This is a genomic window from Microbacterium sp. CCH5-D1 (assembly GCF_001557335.1).
Lineage (GTDB): Bacteria > Actinomycetota > Actinomycetes > Actinomycetales > Microbacteriaceae > Microbacterium > Microbacterium oxydans.
In genome coordinates, this window is the sequence record NZ_LSJW01000100.1 from 16,760 (window position 1) to 34,975 (window position 18,216).

Sequence of the window (18,216 nt, forward strand, 5' to 3'; positions counted from 1 at the left end):
GCACCCCCGAAAGGACCCCCGATGTCCCGCCCCGACACCGCGCAGACCCCGCCGCCGAGAGAGCGCACTCGACGGCACTCCTGGGTGCGCGTCTTCCTCCCCGTCGCCCTGATCCTCGTGTGGCTGGTGGGCGCGTCGCTGGGCGGACCGCTGTTCGGCAAGGTCGACGAGGTGTCGTCCAACGAGCAGACGACGTATCTCCGGGAATCGGCGGATGCGACGCAGGTGCAGAAGCTTCTCGGCGAATTCAGCGACAGCGACTCGATCCCGGCCATCGCCGTGTTCACCGCCGACGACGAGCTGACCTCTGCCGAGCTCGATGCCATCTCCGCCGCCGTCGCGGATGCGCCGACGGTCGAGGGCGTCGGCGGCGACGTCTCTCCCGCGCTCCCCTCCGACGACGGACGCGCGGTGCAGGCGTTCATCCCGATCGACTCCGACGCCGAGCTCGCGGATGTGACGACGGCCCTGGGCGACGAGCTGCGCGCCGCCGTGCCGGAGGGGGTCACCGTCTACATCACGGGACCCGCCGGTTTCAGCGCCGACCTGGTGGCCGGTTTCGCCGGTATCGACGGGCTCCTGCTCGGTGTCGCGCTCCTTGCCGTTCTCGTGATCCTGGTGCTGGTCTACCGGTCGTTCCTGCTTCCTCTCGTCGTGTTGTCCACCAGCCTCTTCGCGCTCTGCGTCGCGCTGTTGGTCGTCTGGTGGCTTGCGAAGTTCGAGGTGCTGCTCCTCAGCGGCCAGACCCAGGGGATCCTGTTCATCCTCGTGATCGGCGCCGCCACCGACTACGCCTTGCTGTTCGTCGCTCGCTTCCGGGAGGAACTGCGCGTCGCTCAGGACAAGGGCACCGCGGTGATGGCGGCGTGGAAGGGCTCGGTGGAGCCGATCGTCGCCTCAGGCGGCACCGTGATCGCCGGCCTGCTGTGCCTGCTGCTCAGCGACCTCAAATCCAACAGCACTCTGGGACCGGTCGCGGCGATCGGCATCGTGTTCGCGATGCTCTCGGCGCTGACGCTGCTCCCGTCGCTGCTGTTGCTCTTCGGTCGCGCCGTGTTCTGGCCGCGGCGCCCACGCTTCGAACCCGAGGTCGTGGCCGCTGAGCACGGCATGCGCACCACGGGCCTGTGGGCGCGGCTCGCCGGCCTCATCAAGCGCCGCCCTCGGGTCATCTGGATCGTGACGACGCTCGTGCTGCTCGCGGGGGCGGCGGGAATCACGCAGCTCGACGCCGACGGCGTACCGCAGTCGGATCTGGTGCTCGGCGCGTCCGAAGCGCGCGACGGCCAGGTGGCCCTGGGTGAGCACTTCCCCGGCGGATCCGGAAGCCCCGTGTACGTCGTCGTGAAGGAGGGTCAGCTGCAGGACGCGGCCGATGTGCTCCTCGCCAACGACGGCGTCGATGGCGTCACGGTCACCGCGGCCGATTCCCCGAGTGGTTCGGCACCCGTGACGGAAGACGGCATCACGGCCGTCGGCCCTCCCGGCACGCCCGCCCCGGAACCGACCATCGTGAAGGGCGATGTCCTGCTTCAGGGCACCCTGACCGATGCGGCGGATTCCGAGGCCGCGGCCTCGACCGTGCGAGAGCTTCGCGAAGACCTCGATGCCATGGATGCGCTGGTCGGCGGTGTCACGGCGACCTCGATCGACACCAACGACGCATCGATCCACGACAGGAACCTCATCATTCCCGTCATCCTCGTCGTGATCATGCTGATCCTGATGCTGCTGCTGCGCTCGATCCTCGCGCCGGTGCTGCTGATCCTCACCACGGTGCTGTCCTTCGGCACGGCGATGGGAGTCTCGGCGCTCGTCTTCAACGGGATCTTCCAGTTCCCGGGCGCCGACCCTGCCGTCCCGCTGTTCGGATTCGTCTTCCTGGTGGCGCTCGGCATCGACTACAACATCTTCCTGATGACCAGAGTCCGTGAGGAGTCGAAGGCGCACGGGACGCGGGAGGGCATCCTGCGAGGGCTCTCGATCACGGGTGGGGTGATCACTTCGGCCGGCCTCGTGCTCGCGGCCACCTTCGCCGCGCTGTCGGTGATCCCGATCCTGTTCCTGGTGCAGCTCGCCTTCATCGTCGCCTTCGGCGTGCTCCTCGACACGTTCGTGGTGCGCTCCCTGCTGGTCCCTGCACTGACCTACGACATCGGCAAGGCGATCTGGTGGCCGTCGAAGCTGTGGCGTCGCAGAGAAGACTGAACCACAGCGGGGACGACGGAGACGCAGCGGCGTGCATCCGGTCGCTTAGACTGGATGCACGCCCTCGTAGCTCAGGGGATAGAGCAGCCCTCTCCTAAAGGGCAGGTCGCAGGTTCGAATCCTGTCGCGGGCACGACATGCAGAAGGGGAGCCGTCCTGGCGACGGCTCCCCTTCTGCATGTCGTGCCGCCCTCGTCACGCCGCCAGCGCGAGATACGGCTCCCACCGCGGGTCGCTGCGTTCCGTCCCGCGCACCGTCCAGGCGGTACCGTGCGGGGGTCGAGGGGTGAAGCGCAACTGCCAGCGCATCTCCTGAGGCGTACGATCGCTCTTCACGTTGTTGCACCGCAAGCAGCACGCGACGAGGTTCTCCCAGGAATCAGCTCCTCCGCGAGAACGGGGCAGGATGTGGTCGATCGTGGAGGCCGACTTCCCGCAGTAGCCGCACCGGTGATCGTCACGACGGAGCACGCCGCGCCGGGTGAGGGGCACGCGTCTGCTGGTGGGGACGCGCACGTAGCGCGCCAGGATGATGACCGCAGGGCGGTCGTAGACGCCGTGCGAGCCCCAGACGGGGTCTTCCTCGACGCGTTCGATCACGGTGGCTTTGTCGTTCATCACGAGCACCAGGGCGCGTTTGAACGACACGATCGCCAGCGGCTCGTATCCGGCATTCAGGACCAGTGTGCGCATTCGTCATCCTCTCGATCCGCCGGGACGGCTTCCCGGCACTCTCGACTCACACGAGGTCGCGCAGGAGGCAGATCGATCGCGAGGACGAAAAAAGGCGCCGTCTAGAGACAGCGCCTTTCGCGCACGGCAGCGCCGTGGCATCCCTGCGGGCTATGCAGAAGGACGTGACGACCGAGGGCATCCATGGTTCGGATGCTCGGTATTCGCTCCATCAGCCTCTCCCACCTGTACGACAACGGGATCAGGCTAACCCATCTCCCTGGGTGCAGGGCGAAACGGGAGGTGAATGGAGCGGAGCGTGTCTGGAAATCAGCCGGCGTTGACCGACAGCCACGACATGGGCTCGACGAGCCCGCCGTTGATCCAGACCTCGAAGTGGAGGTGGTTCGCGGTGGAGCGACCGGTGCTGCCGACGTAGCCGATCAGCTGTCCTGCCGACACCGACTGCCCGACCTGAACCTGACGCGAGCCGTAGAGCATGTGACCATAGGTGGTCTGCAGACGCTGTCCACCGACCACGCTGTCGAGCATGACCGCCACACCGTAGCCGCCGATGCTCTCGGCCGATGCGCGGACCACTCCGGCCGCAGCGGCGTAGATTGGCGTGCCGGCCGGAGCGAGCATGTCTGCACCGTTGTGGCCACCGCCGACCGTGCGGCTGACGTTCCAGGAGCCCATGGGGAGCGGATAGCGCACCTCGCCCGAGCCGGGCGACGTGAGCGCGTAGCCCGCGGTGTTGAAGCGCGAGGAGGAGGTGCCGGCCGCGGAGGCGGTCGCGGCAGCAGCGGCTGCACGGGCGGCAGCAGCCTCTTCTGCCTTCTTCTTCTCGATCTCCTCGGGCGTGGTCGCGCTGAACGTGCCGCGCGCGAGCGGAGCAGCAGTCGCCTGCGAGGCGACGACGAGCGACTGCGCATCGACGGCGGCGAGCTGCTGGAGAGTCGTGGGCGCTGCTTCGCTCGGCTTCGACGAGGCGAACGCGGGCAGAGCGATGCCGGCGACCAGCGCACCGACCGCCCCGAAGATGGCGATGGATCGAAGAGGCTTGACGGCCTTTCGAGCACTCATTCGCGCGCCGGTGCGGCGGGCGGGTACTGCTTCTTCAGATGTCTTCTTCGCGGGCGATTCGATGTCTGCGGCCAAAACTTGGTCCTCCTGGGCCCTCACGCTGTTCGGGTCAGCGCTGGCTCGTCGGCACTCTGCTCTCGTGGCACGAATGTAGCTCGGGTACTTTGTGCGTTCTTGCCGTGAAGACGACGAGCCTGGAAGGCGATCTTCAGCGGGTTCATCTCCAGCGGGCTTCTTCGCTGGCGACCTGACCGAGGTTACCGGAAGATAACGATCATGTCACCCTGGGAAACTGGCAATTCTCGGAGAGGGCGACGCCGCTCTCCTTCCACGCCGATCGCACCCGCGAATTCTCGCGGGATCAGGCCGGTTCGCCGACCAGGAAGATGTGCGAGGCCAGCTCGACGGGAAGCTCGAGTCCATCGTCCTTGCCGTCCATCTGGATGAGGACGTAGCCCTCGCTGAAGCGGAAGTCACCGTGCGCTCCGGGAACGACTCCGGCATCGCGCAGCTGCTCGAGCAGCTCAGGGTCGACCTGAGCCGGCTCGGCGAGACGACGCACCGTGCCTTCGACGGGCTCGCCGGCGGCGTTCAGGCGCTGGACGAGTCCGATGACGCCTTCGTCGAAGGTGCGCGCCGGCAGATCCCCGAGCTGATCGAGTCCGGGGATGGGGTTGCCGTACGGCGACTCCGTCGGATGTCCGAGCAGCTCGACGAGGCGACGCTCGACCTGCTCGCTCATGACGTGCTCCCAGCGGCACGCCTCTTCGTGCACGAAGGCCCAGTCGAGTCCGATCACGTCGGAGAGCAGGCGCTCGGCGAGACGGTGCTTGCGCATCACGTCGACCGCCTTGCGCCGACCGGCGTCGGTGAGCTCGAGTGTGCGGTCTTCCGAGACGATCACGAGACCGTCTCGCTCCATGCGCCCGACCGTCTGCGAGACCGTCGGGCCGGAGTGGCCGAGACGCTCGGAGATGCGCGCGCGCAGCGGAACGATGTTCTCCTCCTCGAGTTCGAGGATGGTGCGGAGATACATCTCCGTGGTGTCGATCAGATCGGTCATGTGCGGGCCCTCCGAGGTTCTTAGGCAAGCCTACATTCCCGCGGCGACATCGGACTCGCGAGCAGTCCTGCGGCACGCCGAGCGCCCCCTAGAATCGACGCATGGCGATCGAGATTCCCCGTGACCTCCTGCCCGTCGACGGCCGCTTCGGCTGCGGTCCCTCCAAGGTGCGCCCTGCGCAGCTCGAGGCGCTGCTCTCGTCGGGAGCCTCGATCCTGGGCACATCCCACCGTCAGGCACCCGTGAAGAACCTCGTGGGCAGCGTCCGCGAGCAGCTCGCGGCTCTGTTCCGCCTGCCGGAGGGATACGAGATCGTCCTGGGCAACGGCGGCTCGACCGCTTTCTGGGACGCGGCGGCCTTCGGACTGATCGAGAAGCGCAGCCAGAACCTCGTCTTCGGCGAGTTCGGCGGGAAGTTCGCCGCCGCCGCCGGCGCTCCCTGGCTCGAGGCCCCCGATGTGCGCAAGGCCGAGCCCGGTTCGCTGACCGTTGCAGAGGCCGTGGAGGGTGTCGACGTCTACGCCTGGCCGCACAACGAGACCTCGACCGGCGTCGCGGCCCCGATCCGACGCATCGCCGCTGAAGGCGCGCTGACCGTCATCGACGCGACGAGCGCCGCCGGCGGTATCGACTTCGACGCCGCTCAGGCCGACGTCTACTACTTCGCGCCGCAGAAGAACCTGGGCTCCGACGGCGGTCTGTGGTTCGCCGCCGTCTCGCCCGCTGCCGTGGAGCGCATCGAGCGCATCGCCGCCTCGGGTCGTTACATCCCCGAGTTCCTCAGCCTGAAGAACGCGGTCGACAACTCGCGGCTGAACCAGACGCTGAACACCCCGGCGCTCACCACCCTGCACCTGCTCGACAGCCAGCTTCGCTGGATCCTCGACAACGGTGGCCTCACATGGGCGGCGGCGCGCACGTCCGAGTCGTCCGCCGTCCTCTACGACTGGGCCGAAGCCTCGTCCATCGCCACGCCGTTCGTGGCGGACGCGGCGCACCGCTCCCCTGTGGTCGCGACGATCGACTTCGACGACAGCATCGACGCGGCAGCGATCGCGAAGGCACTACGGGCGAACGGCATCGTCGACACGGAGCCGTACCGCAAGCTCGGGCGCAACCAGCTGCGGGTGGCGACCTTCGTCTCGATCGAACCGGACGACGTGCGTCAGCTGACCCGGTCGATCGAATACGTGCTGGAGAACCTGGGCGGCTGAGCGCCCGGGGTCACTCCTCCTCGTCGACCTCGCCGGCGTCCTCATCGAGGGCGTCGGCGTCGTCGTCCTCGGACTCATCCTCTTCCGACGCGACGGACTCGTCGTCGACAGCGCCCTCGTCGAGTTCGTCGATGTCCACACCGTCCACGTCGCCGGCGTGGAGGATGTCCACCTCGACGTCGTCATCATCGTCGTCGAGGTCGTCGTCGTCGAGCCCGCCGTCTTCGTCGTCCTCGAGTCCGCCGTCGTCCGTCACCACGTCGTCGCCGGCAGCCGCGGCCGCTTCAGCGAGCTCGACCTGGTGCGCGCGGTACTCGGCCAGGCGCTCGGCCCACGGAACCCACTCCGGAGCCAGCAGGGCGCCATCGCCGGGAAGGAGCTCGACCTCAAGCACCGTCGGCTCCTCATCCTCGACGCGGGCGACGGTCACCGTCCAGTACCACCCCGGGTAGCCGGCGAGCCGGTTCTCGAAGCGCAACGAGACCGACCCGTCCTCCTCCGCGAGGTATCCGGCGGCGGGGCCGACGGTGGACGCCGGGGTGATCTCGGCCAGCGCGGCGAGCGCGAGATCGTGGGCGTCCAAGAGACGCGCGTCGGCGTCAGGCTTCGAGGTCATCAGCGACCTTACGCAGGACGGCCGCGATCTTGCGGCCCTGACCGGAGGAGGGGTAGCGACCGCGGCGGAGGTCTCCGCCGATGCCGTCGAGGAGCTTCACGAGGTCCTCGACGATGATCGCCATGTCGTCGGCCGGCTTGCGCTTGGCCTTGGAGAGGCTCGGAGGCGCCTCGAGCACGCGCACCGACAGTGCCTGCAGCCCGCGCTTGCCGTCGGCCACGCCGAACTCCACGCGCGCACCGGCCTTCACCGCGGTGCCGGCCGGCATCGCGGAGGCGTGCAGGAAGACATCCTGGCCGTCATCGCTGGCGATGAAGCCGAAACCCTTGTCTTCGTCGTAGAACCTGACCTTGCCGGTGGGCATGGGAGAACCTCGCTGGGATCGTCGTGCAGAACAGTGGGCGCGCTCATGCGCGTGCCCCCAGCCTACCGGTCACGACGCGCGCGAAGCCGAAGGCCGCGGTGCGAGTAGGCTGGTGCGGATGAGCACGAAGAATTCCGAACCGGAGGTTCCCATCCGGCGGCTGGATCGCATCCTGGCGTTCACCGCGCTCGGAATCGCGGCAGCATCGGTGGTCTGTTTCTTCGCGATCATCATCGGGACCGCGCTCGGGATGGATCAGACCGCGTTCGGCGAGGGCCTCTGGCCGATCGTCGCGGCGATCCCCTACTGGGGCCTGCCCGTCGCTTTCCTCATGATCATCGCGCTCCTCACGATGAGCTTCATCCGGAAGGGCCGCGCGTCTTCGCGTTCATGAGGCATCGGCCATGAGCACTCACGCGCGACCGCTGGCGGATTGGCTGGCTGCGGCGAGCGACGATGAGCTCTGCAGACTCCTCGCCGCGCGTGGGGTGCGCTCTGACGCCCCGTGGCAGGACTTCTTCGATGCCGCGGAAGCGCTCCTGGACCCCGCTTCGATCTCCCGCGTCCTCCCGTCGCTGACCGCGACCGAGGCGACCGCGCTCCTCACGGCGGCTTCCGGAGGGGACGCCGGGCCCGAACGAGAGGCGCTGACAGCACTCGCGCTGCTGCGGCCCGATGGGTCGCCGTATCCGCCGGTCACGGCCGCCCTCGCAGGCCGCTCAGCCCCTCCGACGACCCCGGCCCCCACCGTCGCTCCTGCATCTGCATCCGCGGCAGCCCATGCCGCCGAGCGCGCCTTCACGACGGTCGCCGTGCTCGCCGACGTGCTGCTGATCGCGCGGGAGAGTCCCTTCGCCCTCCTGACCGGCGGCGGTGTGAGCGCCGGCGAGAAGCGCCAGCTCGCCGAGGCCGGAGTGCCCGCGGAGATCGTCGACGCTCTCGCGGCGATCGCCCTCCAGGCGGGCCTCGCCGTGTCGACCGACCGGCGGCTGCGGTCGAGCCTCTCCGCAGAGAGCTGGCTGCGCTCGTCCGCGGCGGATCGTTGGATCGTCCTCGCGACGGCGTTCCGCGACGCTCTCCCCCGCGGCGTCCGTTCCCAGACCGGTGGCTGGATCCCCCCTCAGCTGTGGCCTCTCGCCCATCCGTGGGACCCCGCGTGGCCCGATCGTTCTCGGGGTATGCAGGAGGCGGCAGCGCTTCTCGGACTGATCGCGGAGGATGGGACCGAACCGGAGTGGGCGGTGAGCCTGCGAAGCGGAGGTCCCGCGGATGCCGGCGCACTCGTGGCCCTGCTGCCCGCCGAGGTCGATCGCATCTTCCTGCAGAACGATCTGACGGCGATCGCACCCGGCCCGCTGGAGCCCGCGCTCGACGTGCGCTTGCGCACCATCGCCGTCCGCGAGTCCGCCGCGCAGGCATCGTCCTACCGCTTCACCGCCGAATCCGTGGCGCACGCCTTCGTCGTCGGCGAGACGGAGCAGTCGATCCTCGATTTCCTCTCCTCCGTCTCGCTCACGGGCATCCCGCAGCCCCTCAGCTACCTCCTCACCCAGACCGCCCAGCGACACGGCCTGGTCCGCGTCTCGACCGACGACGAGACAGGCCGCACGCGCATCGAGAGCGCCGACAGCCATCTCCTCCAGGCGATGACCGTCGATCAGACGCTGCGCCCGCTCGGTCTCACTGCGCACGTCGACTCGTTGACGACCCGCGTCGGTCGCGACACCGTGTACTGGGCGCTCACCGATGCGCGATACCCGGCGACGCTCGTCGGCTCCGACGGCGCTCTCCTGGTCAGAGAACGACACCCAGCACCGCCGGCTCCGGCGTCGACCGACGACTCCTCCGGACTGGCTCCTCTGATCGCGCGCCTGCGCTCACACCAGGGGCCTGACGCCGATGCGGCATGGCTCGATCGCGAACTCGAAGCTGCGGTGCGGGCGAAGTCCGTCCTCAAGGTCACCGTCGGGATGCCGGACGGGTCGACCACGGACCTGCTCCTGGAGGCGACGGGCCTCGGTGGAGGCAGACTCCGTGGACGAGACCGCGCAGCGGACGTCGAACGCACGCTGCCGGTTTCGAGCATCCTCACAGCGACGATCGTCGCCCCATGAGGCCCTGCGCATCGGGCGACCGCTAAACTGGTCAGCTATGTCTGATGGCCCCTTGATCGTCCAGAGCGATCGCACAGTGCTGCTCGAAGTCGCCCACGCCGATGCCGAGAGCGCCCGCCACGAACTGGCGATCTTCGCCGAGCTGGAGCGCGCTCCCGAGCACATCCACACCTACCGCATCACGCGGCTCGGTCTGTGGAACGCCCGCGCCGCAGGGCACACCGCAGAGGACATGCTCGAGACGCTCGATCGCTGGTCCCGCTTCCCGGTCCCGCCGTCCGTCGCGGTCGACCTGCGGGAGACGGTGAACCGCTACGGCCGGCTGGTGATCGAGCGCGACGACGAGGGCACCCTGATCCTGCGCTCCTCCGATCCCGCCGTGCTGGCACAGGTCGCGAACAACAAGCGCATCCAGCCCCTTCTCATCGGGCACCCGACCCCCGAGACCTTCGTCATCGACGCATGGGCACGCGGCCAGATCAAGCAGGAGCTTCTGAAGATCGGCTGGCCGGCGGAAGACCTGGCGGGCTACACCCCGGGAACTCCCCACGAGATCGACCTCGCCGAGGACGGCTGGCACATCCGCCCCTACCAACAGGATGCCGTCGACGCGTTCTCGAAGGACGGCTCGGGCGTGGTCGTGCTCCCCTGCGGCGCCGGCAAGACGATCGTCGGTGCCGGAGCGATGGCAGCGACCAAGACGACGACCCTCATCCTCGTGACGAACACCGTCTCGGCACGGCAGTGGCGCGACGAGCTGCTCAAGCGCACCAGCCTCACCCCCGAGGAGATCGGCGAGTACTCCGGGCAGGCCAAGGAGGTCAAGCCCGTCACGATCGCCACCTATCAGATCCTCACGGCGAAGCGGAAGGGCGAGTACGCGCACCTCGCACTGCTCGACGCCCTCGACTGGGGCCTCATCGTGTACGACGAGGTCCACCTCCTTCCCGCCCCCGTGTTCAAGCTCACCGCCGACCTGCAGGCGCGTCGTCGCATCGGCCTCACCGCCACCCTGGTGCGTGAAGACGGTCGCGAAGGCGATGTGTTCAGCCTGATCGGGCCGAAGCGCTTCGACGCCCCCTGGAAGCAGATCGAGGCGCAGGGCTTCATCTCGCCCGCCGCCTGCTACGAGGTGCGGGTCGACCTGCCGCCGAGCGACCGTCTGGAGTACGCCGCCGCGACCGACGACGAGCGCTATCGCCTGGCGGCCTCCGCGCCGGCGAAGGTCGCAGCCGTGCGCGAGCTCATCGCCAAGCACGAGGGTGAGCGCATCCTCGTGATCGGGCAGTACCTCGACCAGCTCGAATCGCTGTCCGAGGCGTTGAACGCCCCGCAGATCACGGGTGCGACCCCGGTCGATGAGCGCGAAGAGCTGTACCGCGCGTTCCGGGAGGGTGACATCTCGCTGCTCGTGGTCTCCAAGGTCGCGAACTTCTCGATCGACCTGCCAGAGGCCTCGGTCGCCATCCAGGTGTCCGGATCGTTCGGATCGCGCCAGGAGGAGGCCCAGCGTCTGGGCCGTCTGCTGCGTCCGAAGCAGTCGGGGCACACCGCGAGTTTCTACACCCTCGTGGCCCGCGACACGATCGACCAGGACTACGCCCAGAACCGTCAGCGCTTCCTCGCCGAGCAGGGGTACAGCTACACGATCATGGACTCCGACGCGATCGCCGCCTGACGCTCCCCTGTCACCCGCGTGCGACGCGTCCGTGGAGCACCGCACCCAGCTGGTGGGTCCCCGACGGCTGATGGGTCCCTGACGGCTGATGGGTCTCTGACGCGCGCACCGGAGTCGTGCGCCACGCTGTCCGCGCGATCCCGAGTCGCGCAGCCCATCGGTCGGCGAGCACGGCGTAGATCACCATCGCGAGTGCCGAGGCGAACAGATCGACAGCCGTTCCCGAGGTCGCGTTGGCATCGACGAGCGTGACGGAGCCGAGCAGGAAGATGAGCACGTTATTCACGATGTGCAGCGAGATCGCCGCCTCGAGGCCCCCCGTTCGCCAGGTCAGCCATGCGGCGACGATCGCGAACATCCCGACGCTGGCCGCACCCCACACGTCGTACCCATGACCGAGGACGAAGATCGGCACGGGCAGGAGGATGGCGAAGGCAGGATGGCGTAGCCAGCCACCGACCAACTGCATCAGGTACCCGCGGAAGACATACTCTTCGGCGGCAGCCTGCAACGGGATCAGCAGCAGGACCAGCAGCACCATCGTCCACAGCCGGAGGTGGGAGAAGTCGGCGGTCACCGCGTCGCCGCTCAGCGCCGACCAGCCCAACACGACGGCGAAATAGACGAGGAACACCGCCAGGGCCAGCAGCAGGCTCTTCCCGAGCCATGCCATGCGAAGGCGCCCGGTCACGGAGGACAGCAGTCCCACCCCGCGCCCTTCGATGAGGCGTGACGCCAGCAGCAGCGCCGGGATCATCAGGATCAGGGGAAGAACCAGCGCGACGAGCAGCCAGGGCCGATCGAGATCGAAGAACTGCGTGGTGCTGAGGAGCACCTCTGATTCGACGCGCCACCCGGGGATGAACATCGACATGATCGCGAGAGGCACGATCACGATCAGCAGGATCACGACATAGAGAGCGATGCCGACGAGCCCCGTGAGCAGCATGCGCCACCAGCGATACCGTGGCCGCAGGTGTGCCAGCCGATGGTATGCGAGTTCCTCCCCGTCGGGGCGATCGGCCCGTGCGGCGGGAGTTTCGGGGGCGGCGACGTCGTCCTCGTGAGAGCTCATACCTCGATCCTCCCGGGTCCGGCTATGCGACGCATCCGACCGCGGGACGATCCCGTTCCCCGATGCCGATACACGGCTCACGAAGGCCGGCGCGAACGCGCGAGTCGACGCCGTTCCGCACAATAGTCAGCATCCACATGGCCGGAGTCACCATAATGGGGACATGACTGCTCCGCGCATCCTGGTCGTCGACGACGAACCCAACATCCGTGACCTGCTCTCCACGGGTCTCAGCTTCGCCGGATTCCAGGTGAAGACGGTCGCCAACGGCGCCGCGACGATCTCGGCCGTCCTCGAAGAGGAGCCGGACCTGATCATCCTGGACGTCATGCTGCCCGACATGAACGGCTTCAGCGTGACGAAGCGTCTCCGTGGTGCCGGGTTCACCGCGCCGATCCTGTTCCTGACCGCCAAGGACGGCACCGACGACAAGATCGAGGGTCTCAACGCGGGCGGGGACGACTATGTCACGAAGCCCTTCAGCCTCGACGAGATCGTGGCCAGGGCACAGGCTATCCTCCGCCGCACGATGCAGGCCGACGAGGAGTCGATCATCCGCGCCGGCGAGCTGTCCATGGACCAGGACACGCACGACGTCCACGTCGGCAAGGAACCGATCGAGTTGAGCCCGACCGAGTTCAAGCTGCTCCGCTACCTGATGCTCAACCCGAACCGCGTGCTGTCGAAGGCGCAGATCCTCGACCACGTGTGGGAGTACGACTTCAACGGCGACGCCGGCATCGTGGAGAGCTACATCTCGTACCTGCGCCGCAAGATCGATCCGCACACCGAGGAGTCGCTCATCCAGACCAAGCGCGGCTTCGGATACATGCTGAAGGTCGGCAAGACGGTCTGACGACCACCGCACCATCACCGCCACCGTCTCACGGTGGTGTCGCCGCACCGAGGAGGACCGCATGGCGCACAAGCACGATGCGGTCACCAGCTGGTGGCGGCGCATCAGTCTTCGCGCGAAGGTCACCGGCGTCACCGTCGCGGTGCTCGCGCTCGGACTGCTCATCGCCGGCATCGGCACCGTGCCGATCCTGCGCAACGCCCTGGTCGCGAACATCGACGCGCAGCTGCCCGCTCTGGTGTCGAGCGATCTGGTCGAGCGCTACTTCGACTCGGTGACGGTCGACGGCGTCACCACGTACAGCCCGCGCGACGAGCAGCCGCGCGACTTCTCCTTCGCGATCTACGATGCGACGGGCGAACTGCGTGCGACCGCTCGCGGCACCTCGGGCCAGGCTCCCCTCTTCCCGTCCAAGTATTCGCTCGCCAAGGCGACGGCCAACACGGATCAGATCCCGCTCGAGATGACCGGAGCCGACGGGGAGCTGTTCCACGCCGCGGTCGCCGTCGTCCCTTCGGAGGGCGGGGTCCTGCGCATCCAGCTGGTGGCCCTCCCCCTCGCGCCCGCCGATCGCATCATCAGTCAGTACTTCGGCATCTACATCACGATCGCCCTGATCACCATCCTGATCGCCGCGCTCCTCACCCGCGGGCTCGTCACGCTCACGTTCCGCCGTCTGGGTCAGGTCGAGGCCACGGCCATGTCGATCGCCGCCGGCGACTTCCGTCAGCGGCTGACCGACCTCGAACCGACGACGGAGGTCGGTCGCCTCAACACCGCCATCAACACGATGCTCGACCGTGTCGACGCCTCACTCGCGCAACGGGACCGCACCGTACAGCACATGCGGCGATTCATCGGGGATGCGAGCCACGAGCTGCGCACCCCGCTGGTGAGCGTGCGGGGCTACGCGGAGCTCTACCGGATGGGTGCCATCAAGGGCGAGGAGGACACCGCTCGGGCCATGGAGCGCATCGAGAAGGAGGCCATCAGGATGGGCGTCCTGGTGGAGGACCTGCTTGCGCTCGCGCGGCTGGATGAGGAGCGCGAGCCCGAGATCGTGCCGCTCGATCTCCGCCCGATCGCGCGGGATGCAGCGCTCGACCTCCGTGCCGCTGCCCCCGGTAGGACCGTCACGGTGATCGACCGGACGGCCGACAGCAAGACCGTGATCCCCCTGCATGAGATCCCGCCCCTTCAACCTCTCGAGCAGCCGACCCCCCGCGGGCTTTCCCGCGCCACGCTCTCCCGGCTTCGCCGCCGGTCCCGTCAGCAGGAGAAGGCTCCGGTGATCGACTTCACCGAGGTTCCGGACCTCCCTGTGCGCACTCCCCCGATCGTGCTCGGCGAAGAGAACAAGGTGCGCCAGGTGGTGACGAACCTGTTGGGCAACGCGCGTCGGTTCTCCCCTGAGGACGGCCCCATCGAGATCGTCGTCGACTCCGACCGTGCCGCGGGCACAGCGAGCATCGCGATCGTCGACCACGGCGAAGGCATCCCGCCGCAGATCCGGGAGCAGATCTTCGAGCGCTTCTGGCGGGCCGACACCTCACGCGCGCGGGAGACCGGCGGCTCCGGCCTCGGACTCGCGATCGTCGCGTCCATCCTGAAGGCGCTTCACGGTGGTGTCGACGTGTCGGAGACCCCGGGCGGCGGCGCGACGTTCACCGTGACGCTTCCGCTCGCGCCGGCACGGGCAACGCCTGCGCACCTCCTGGAAGACACGCAGCCACTCGATCGCGTCGACCTCCCCTGACGTCACTGCACGGAGGGTCGCGTTCCCCGGGTTGCGCACAGGACGCGGTTCCCGGCCCCCTGGTGCGTCTTCATCTGGCCGAGCCCCGTCTAGCCTCGGAACCCCTACGAGAAGGAGTTCCCATGTCTGTCTTCACCGTCGACACCGAAGCCGTCCACGCCGCTCACGGTGCGACACGCGCCACCATCGAGCGCCTCCAGAGCGAGTCTGCGACCCTGATGTCTCAGCTCCGGCAGCTGCAGTCGACCTGGTCGGGCACCGCGTCCAACGCCTTTCAGAACTGCGCTGAGCAGTGGCAGGGCGCACAGATCCACGTGGAACAGGTCCTCGAATCGATCGGCACCTCGCTCGGCTCCGTCGCCACCCAGTACGCGGACGCCGATCAGTACTCCGCCAGCCTCTTCCGCTGACACGCGCCGTGAACGCAGAACGCCCCCGGCCGAAGCCGGGGGCGTTCTGTCATGAGTGCAGGATCAGAAGTCCATGCCACCCGACGGGTCGCCCATCGGAGCAGGAGTCTTCTCCGGCTTGTCGGCGACGACGGCCTCGGTGGTGAGGAACAGAGCCGCGATCGACGCTGCGTTCTGCAGCGCGGAGCGGGTCACCTTGGCCGGGTCGATGATGCCGGCGGCGAACATGTCGACATACTCGCCCGTGGCTGCGTTGAGGCCCTGGCCCGCGGGGAGCTCGGACACCTTGTTCGCGACGACGCCCGGCTCGAGCCCGGCGTTCATGGCGATCTGCTTCAGCGGAGCCTCGATCGCGACGCGGACGATGTTCGCGCCCGTCGCCTCGTCGCCCGAGAGCGAGAGAGCGTCGAGGGCCTTGGTGCCCGACTGGATGAGCGCGACGCCACCACCGGGGACGATGCCCTCCTCGACGGCTGCCTTCGCGTTGCGGACGGCGTCCTCGATGCGGTGCTTGCGCTCCTTGAGCTCGACCTCGGTCGCGGCACCGGCCTTGATGACCGCCACGCCACCGGCGAGCTTCGCCAGGCGCTCCTGGAGCTTCTCACGGTCGTAGTCGCTGTCGGTGTTCTCGATCTCGCGACGGATCTGCGTGACACGACCCTCGATCTGGTCGGCCTCGCCCGCACCTTCGACGATCGTGGTCTCGTCCTTGGTGACGATGACCTTGCGCGCACGACCCAGCAGGTCGAGCGTGGCGTTCTCGAGCTTGAGGCCCACCTCTTCGGTGATGACCTGGCCGCCCGTGAGGATCGCGATGTCCTGCAGCTGCGCCTTGCGGCGGTCGCCGAAGCCCGGAGCCTTGACGGCGACCGACTTGAAGATGCCCTTGAGCTTGTTCAGCACGAGCGTCGCGAGAGCCTCGCCCTCGACGTCCTCGGCGATGATGACGAGCTCCTTGCCGTCCTGGATCACCTTGTCGACGATCGGCAGCAGGTCCTTGATGTTGGAGACCTTCTGGTTCGCGATGAGGATGTACGGGTCCTCGAAGACCGCTTCCTGGCGCTCCGGGTCCGTGACGAAGTAGGGGTTCAGGTAGCCCTTGTCGAAGCGCATGCCCTCGGTGAGCTCGAGCTCGGTACCGAACGTCTGCGACTCCTCGACGGTGACGACGCCCTCCTTGCCGACCTTGTCGATCGCCTCGGCGATCAGTTCGCCGATGGCGGGGTCAGCGGCGGAGATCGAAGCCGTGGCGGCGATCTGCTCCTTCGAGTCGATCTCCTTGGCGCTGGCGAGCAGCTCCTCGGTGATCGCAGCGACGGCCTTCTCGATGCCGCGCTTGAGCGAGATGGGGTCGGCGCCGGCTGCGACGTTGCGCAGACCCTCGCGGACCAGCGCCTGAGCGAGGACCGTGGCGGTCGTGGTGCCGTCACCCGCGACGTCGTCGGTCTTCTTGGCGACCTCCTTGACGAGCTCCGCACCGATCTTCTCGTACGGGTCGTCCAGCTCGATCTCCTTGGCGATGGAGACGCCGTCGTTCGTGATGGTGGGGGCGCCCCACTTCTTCTCGAGAACGACGTTGCGGCCGCGCGGGCCGAGGGTGACCTTGACCGCGTCGGCGAGGATGTTCAGGCCGCGCTCGAGGCCGCGGCGGGCCTCCTCATCGAAAGCAATGATCTTTGCCATGAGTTTTTTCGTCCCTCCTGGACGTAGACGTTGGGTTTAGCACTCAGAGTGAGAGAGTGCTAACGCCATTCTGGCACTCGACACCTTCGAGTGCAAGCCGCCGGAGGTACGGCACCGGCCGAGGTCAGGGGGTGGGCGTCTCGCCGGCCGAGCTCGATCGATCGAGGCCGATGACCACTGTGAACTGCTTGTTGCCCTCCTCGGTCTGACCCGAGTAGTAGTCGCTCTGCTGCACGGCCGCTCCACCGAGCACGTTCGCCAGTCCGATCGCCGCGAGTTCGTCCTCGTCGTTGACGTAGAACACGGTCGTGGTGGCGAAGTCCTGGCTGGAGCTGTCACCGGCGAAGACGTTCTCCGACGCCCATCCGTTGTTGATGAGCAGGTCGCGCATCTGGGTGTCGAGCCCTTCCTCCGGCGTGCCGTTGAGGATCATCACGGAGATGGAGGTGTCCACCACGCCCGTCTCCACCGGGGTGGGAACGGCGCTGGGAGCGGCCTCGGGGAAGAGGGAGATGCGTCCCATGACCACGAGCGATCCGAAGATGCCGGCGATGATGAGCACCAGAGCGGCGACGAAGGACCACAGCAGCACGACCCAGCCGTTCATCCCCGGAGCTTCGGCGCGATGCGCTCCCACCCGTCCGGTGGAACGGGGAACGTCATCGAAGCGATCGCGGGAGGGCTTGGACACCCCTCGATGCTAGCGGCACCTTCCTGGCAATCCGTTCTCCGGCGCGGCACTGCTCGTTCCGAGAGCCTTCCTCGAGTCGCTTCAGCCGACGAAGCCCGGTATCCGAGCCGACCTCTGCCTGGCGCGTGAATCCCTGATCCGGCGCAATCTCCGCACCAGCATGGGGTCGTACTCCAGGGCGGCCTCCGACTCGATCAGGCGTCCGAGGAGCTGGTAGTACCGGGCGGCGCTCATCCCGAGCTGAGCTCGGATGACCTCTTCCTTGGCCGATCCATGGCGTGGCCAAGCGACCTCCAGGGCGAGGATCGCGCGGTCGCGCTCCGTGAGATCTCCGAGCATGAGTCCAGGTTAGGACGCATCAGACAGCGAAGCCGTTCGCCACTCCCACCAGCCCCCGAGCGGATCTGCGGCCGCGCGCACCCGTCCGTCGAGCGCCACCACGAATCCCGGCCAGTCGTCGCCCTCGACCGGCGGCTCCCAGACATCGAGGGCACCGGGCGGATCGATCGTGACCCACCGGGCGTCCAGAGCGGAGATGCGCGCGACCAGCGCCTCCCTCCGGGCCCTCGGGATATGGACCAGCACACCCGGCGTGGTGACGACCAGGGTCGCCCCGCTCGGCGCCGCCGCGGCGAGCGCATCGATCTCCTCGAGGGCATCGCCGGCGACGATCAGAGGCGGATCCAATGCCGCGATTTCGAGCGCGGCATCGATGCGCTCCTCCCGCCCC

Annotated in this window: 18 protein-coding genes and 1 tRNA gene; 9 read left to right on the forward strand and 10 right to left on the reverse strand. The window is 68.0% G+C overall.

Going from position 1 to position 18,216, the window contains the following annotated elements:
- Positions 1 to 21 precede the first annotated feature (21 nt).
- A complete protein-coding gene (locus AX744_RS06935; protein WP_061015972.1) occupies positions 22 to 2,208 on the forward strand; it encodes an MMPL family transporter in 2,187 nt (728 codons plus the stop codon).
- Positions 2,209 to 2,268: 60 nt separating this feature from the next.
- Positions 2,269 to 2,341, forward strand: a tRNA-Arg gene (locus AX744_RS06940).
- 62 nt (positions 2,342 to 2,403) lie between these two features.
- Here the strand turns inward: AX744_RS06940 and AX744_RS06945 are convergent.
- The 3 genes from AX744_RS06945 to AX744_RS06955 form a co-directional block, all read right to left on the reverse strand.
- Positions 2,404 to 2,901 (reverse strand): HNH endonuclease, encoded by a 498-nt coding sequence (locus AX744_RS06945; protein ID WP_061015973.1) that lies wholly within the window; start codon positions 2,899 to 2,901, stop codon positions 2,404 to 2,406.
- A gap of 309 nt (positions 2,902 to 3,210) precedes the next feature.
- Entirely contained in the window at positions 3,211 to 3,966 is a 756-nt protein-coding gene (locus tag AX744_RS06950; protein ID WP_046746555.1) for a M23 family metallopeptidase, read from the reverse strand.
- A gap of 361 nt (positions 3,967 to 4,327) precedes the next feature.
- Positions 4,328 to 5,029, reverse strand: a complete 702-nt coding sequence (locus AX744_RS06955) for a metal-dependent transcriptional regulator (RefSeq protein ID WP_045263392.1) — start codon at positions 5,027 to 5,029, stop codon at positions 4,328 to 4,330.
- Positions 5,030 to 5,130: 101 nt separating this feature from the next.
- On the opposite strand from AX744_RS06955, the gene serC reads away from it, so the two are divergent.
- Positions 5,131 to 6,243: a phosphoserine transaminase gene (serC, locus tag AX744_RS06960; RefSeq protein WP_046746553.1), complete on the forward strand. Its 1,113-nt coding sequence runs from the start codon at positions 5,131 to 5,133 to the stop codon at positions 6,241 to 6,243.
- A gap of 10 nt (positions 6,244 to 6,253) precedes the next feature.
- Here the strand turns inward: serC and AX744_RS06965 are convergent, their stop codons facing one another.
- Positions 6,254 to 6,859 (reverse strand): DUF3027 domain-containing protein, encoded by a 606-nt coding sequence (locus AX744_RS06965; protein ID WP_061015975.1) that lies wholly within the window; start codon positions 6,857 to 6,859, stop codon positions 6,254 to 6,256.
- Positions 6,843 to 7,223, reverse strand: a complete 381-nt coding sequence (locus AX744_RS06970) for a cold-shock protein (RefSeq protein WP_045263389.1) — start codon at positions 7,221 to 7,223, stop codon at positions 6,843 to 6,845. Before AX744_RS06970 ends, AX744_RS06965 begins: the two co-directional genes overlap by 17 nt.
- Before the next feature lie 118 nt (positions 7,224 to 7,341).
- Here AX744_RS06970 and AX744_RS06975 point away from each other — a divergent pair, with 118 nt between their 5' ends.
- Genes AX744_RS06975 through AX744_RS06985 form a run of 3 tightly spaced genes read left to right on the forward strand, consistent with a single transcriptional unit; the run spans position 7,342 to position 11,015 of the window.
- Positions 7,342 to 7,617 (forward strand): hypothetical protein, encoded by a 276-nt coding sequence (locus AX744_RS06975; RefSeq protein ID WP_046746551.1) that lies wholly within the window; start codon positions 7,342 to 7,344, stop codon positions 7,615 to 7,617.
- 10 nt (positions 7,618 to 7,627) lie between these two features.
- A complete protein-coding gene (locus tag AX744_RS06980; RefSeq protein ID WP_061015977.1) occupies positions 7,628 to 9,337 on the forward strand; it encodes a helicase-associated domain-containing protein in 1,710 nt (569 codons plus the stop codon).
- Positions 9,338 to 9,374: 37 nt separating this feature from the next.
- Positions 9,375 to 11,015: a DNA repair helicase XPB gene (locus tag AX744_RS06985; protein WP_046746549.1), complete on the forward strand. Its 1,641-nt coding sequence runs from the start codon at positions 9,375 to 9,377 to the stop codon at positions 11,013 to 11,015.
- A gap of 10 nt (positions 11,016 to 11,025) precedes the next feature.
- Here AX744_RS06985 and AX744_RS06990 read toward each other — a convergent pair whose 3' ends face one another.
- A complete protein-coding gene (locus AX744_RS06990; protein WP_061015979.1) occupies positions 11,026 to 12,090 on the reverse strand; it encodes a CPBP family intramembrane glutamic endopeptidase in 1,065 nt (354 codons plus the stop codon).
- 163 nt (positions 12,091 to 12,253) lie between these two features.
- Between AX744_RS06990 and AX744_RS06995 the strand changes: the two genes are divergently transcribed.
- The 3 genes from AX744_RS06995 (at position 12,254) to AX744_RS07005 (ending at position 15,112) form a co-directional block, all read left to right on the forward strand.
- The gene (locus tag AX744_RS06995; protein WP_017828926.1) at positions 12,254 to 12,946 is read left to right on the forward strand and encodes a response regulator transcription factor; all 693 of its coding nucleotides are present in this window, start codon (positions 12,254 to 12,256) and stop codon (positions 12,944 to 12,946) included.
- A gap of 61 nt (positions 12,947 to 13,007) precedes the next feature.
- Positions 13,008 to 14,702 carry a sensor histidine kinase gene (locus AX744_RS07000; RefSeq protein WP_082738432.1) on the forward strand — a complete coding sequence of 565 codons (1,695 nt, stop codon included), beginning with the start codon at positions 13,008 to 13,010 and terminating at the stop codon, positions 14,700 to 14,702.
- 122 nt (positions 14,703 to 14,824) lie between these two features.
- Entirely contained in the window at positions 14,825 to 15,112 is a 288-nt protein-coding gene (locus AX744_RS07005) for a WXG100 family type VII secretion target (RefSeq protein WP_058631004.1), read from the forward strand.
- 63 nt (positions 15,113 to 15,175) lie between these two features.
- Here the strand turns inward: AX744_RS07005 and groL are convergent, their stop codons facing one another.
- The 4 genes from groL to AX744_RS07025 all read right to left on the reverse strand — a co-directional run.
- Complete coding sequence (gene groL, locus AX744_RS07010) at positions 15,176 to 16,795, reverse strand: chaperonin GroEL (protein WP_058631003.1); 1,620 nt, start codon at positions 16,793 to 16,795, stop codon at positions 15,176 to 15,178.
- 124 nt (positions 16,796 to 16,919) lie between these two features.
- Positions 16,920 to 17,486, reverse strand: a complete 567-nt coding sequence (locus tag AX744_RS07015) for a LytR C-terminal domain-containing protein (RefSeq protein WP_307723494.1) — start codon at positions 17,484 to 17,486, stop codon at positions 16,920 to 16,922.
- An 81-nt stretch (positions 17,487 to 17,567) separates the two neighbouring features.
- The gene (locus tag AX744_RS07020; protein WP_058631002.1) at positions 17,568 to 17,825 is read right to left on the reverse strand and encodes a DUF3263 domain-containing protein; all 258 of its coding nucleotides are present in this window, start codon (positions 17,823 to 17,825) and stop codon (positions 17,568 to 17,570) included.
- Between the two features lie 9 nt (positions 17,826 to 17,834).
- A partial coding sequence (locus AX744_RS07025; RefSeq protein WP_157543535.1) for a DUF2332 family protein occupies positions 17,835 to 18,216 on the reverse strand: 382 nt, incomplete at its 5' end.

Bases quoted from the DNA above. Each gene is read 5' to 3' on its own strand.
- serC (WP_046746553.1), top strand. From the start codon at position 5,131: ATGGCGATCGAGATTCCCCGTGACCTCCTGCCCGTCGACGGCCGCTTC.
- AX744_RS06970 (WP_045263389.1), bottom strand. From the start codon at position 7,223: ATGCCCACCGGCAAGGTCAGGTTCTACGACGAAGACAAGGGTTTCGGC.
- AX744_RS06985 (WP_046746549.1), top strand. From the start codon at position 9,375: ATGTCTGATGGCCCCTTGATCGTCCAGAGCGATCGCACAGTGCTGCTC.
- AX744_RS07000 (WP_082738432.1), top strand. From the start codon at position 13,008: ATGGCGCACAAGCACGATGCGGTCACCAGCTGGTGGCGGCGCATCAGT.
- AX744_RS06975 (WP_046746551.1), top strand. From the start codon at position 7,342: ATGAGCACGAAGAATTCCGAACCGGAGGTTCCCATCCGGCGGCTGGAT.
- AX744_RS06980 (WP_061015977.1), top strand. From the start codon at position 7,628: ATGAGCACTCACGCGCGACCGCTGGCGGATTGGCTGGCTGCGGCGAGC.
- AX744_RS07005 (WP_058631004.1), top strand. From the start codon at position 14,825: ATGTCTGTCTTCACCGTCGACACCGAAGCCGTCCACGCCGCTCACGGT.
- AX744_RS06965 (WP_061015975.1), bottom strand. From the start codon at position 6,859: ATGACCTCGAAGCCTGACGCCGACGCGCGTCTCTTGGACGCCCACGAT.
- AX744_RS06990 (WP_061015979.1), bottom strand. From the start codon at position 12,090: ATGAGCTCTCACGAGGACGACGTCGCCGCCCCCGAAACTCCCGCCGCA.
- AX744_RS06935 (WP_061015972.1), top strand. From the start codon at position 22: ATGTCCCGCCCCGACACCGCGCAGACCCCGCCGCCGAGAGAGCGCACT.
- AX744_RS06955 (WP_045263392.1), bottom strand. From the start codon at position 5,029: ATGACCGATCTGATCGACACCACGGAGATGTATCTCCGCACCATCCTC.
- AX744_RS06995 (WP_017828926.1), top strand. From the start codon at position 12,254: ATGACTGCTCCGCGCATCCTGGTCGTCGACGACGAACCCAACATCCGT.
- AX744_RS06950 (WP_046746555.1), bottom strand. From the start codon at position 3,966: ATGAGTGCTCGAAAGGCCGTCAAGCCTCTTCGATCCATCGCCATCTTC.
- groL (WP_058631003.1), bottom strand. From the start codon at position 16,795: ATGGCAAAGATCATTGCTTTCGATGAGGAGGCCCGCCGCGGCCTCGAG.
- AX744_RS07020 (WP_058631002.1), bottom strand. From the start codon at position 17,825: ATGCTCGGAGATCTCACGGAGCGCGACCGCGCGATCCTCGCCCTGGAG.
- AX744_RS06945 (WP_061015973.1), bottom strand. From the start codon at position 2,901: ATGCGCACACTGGTCCTGAATGCCGGATACGAGCCGCTGGCGATCGTG.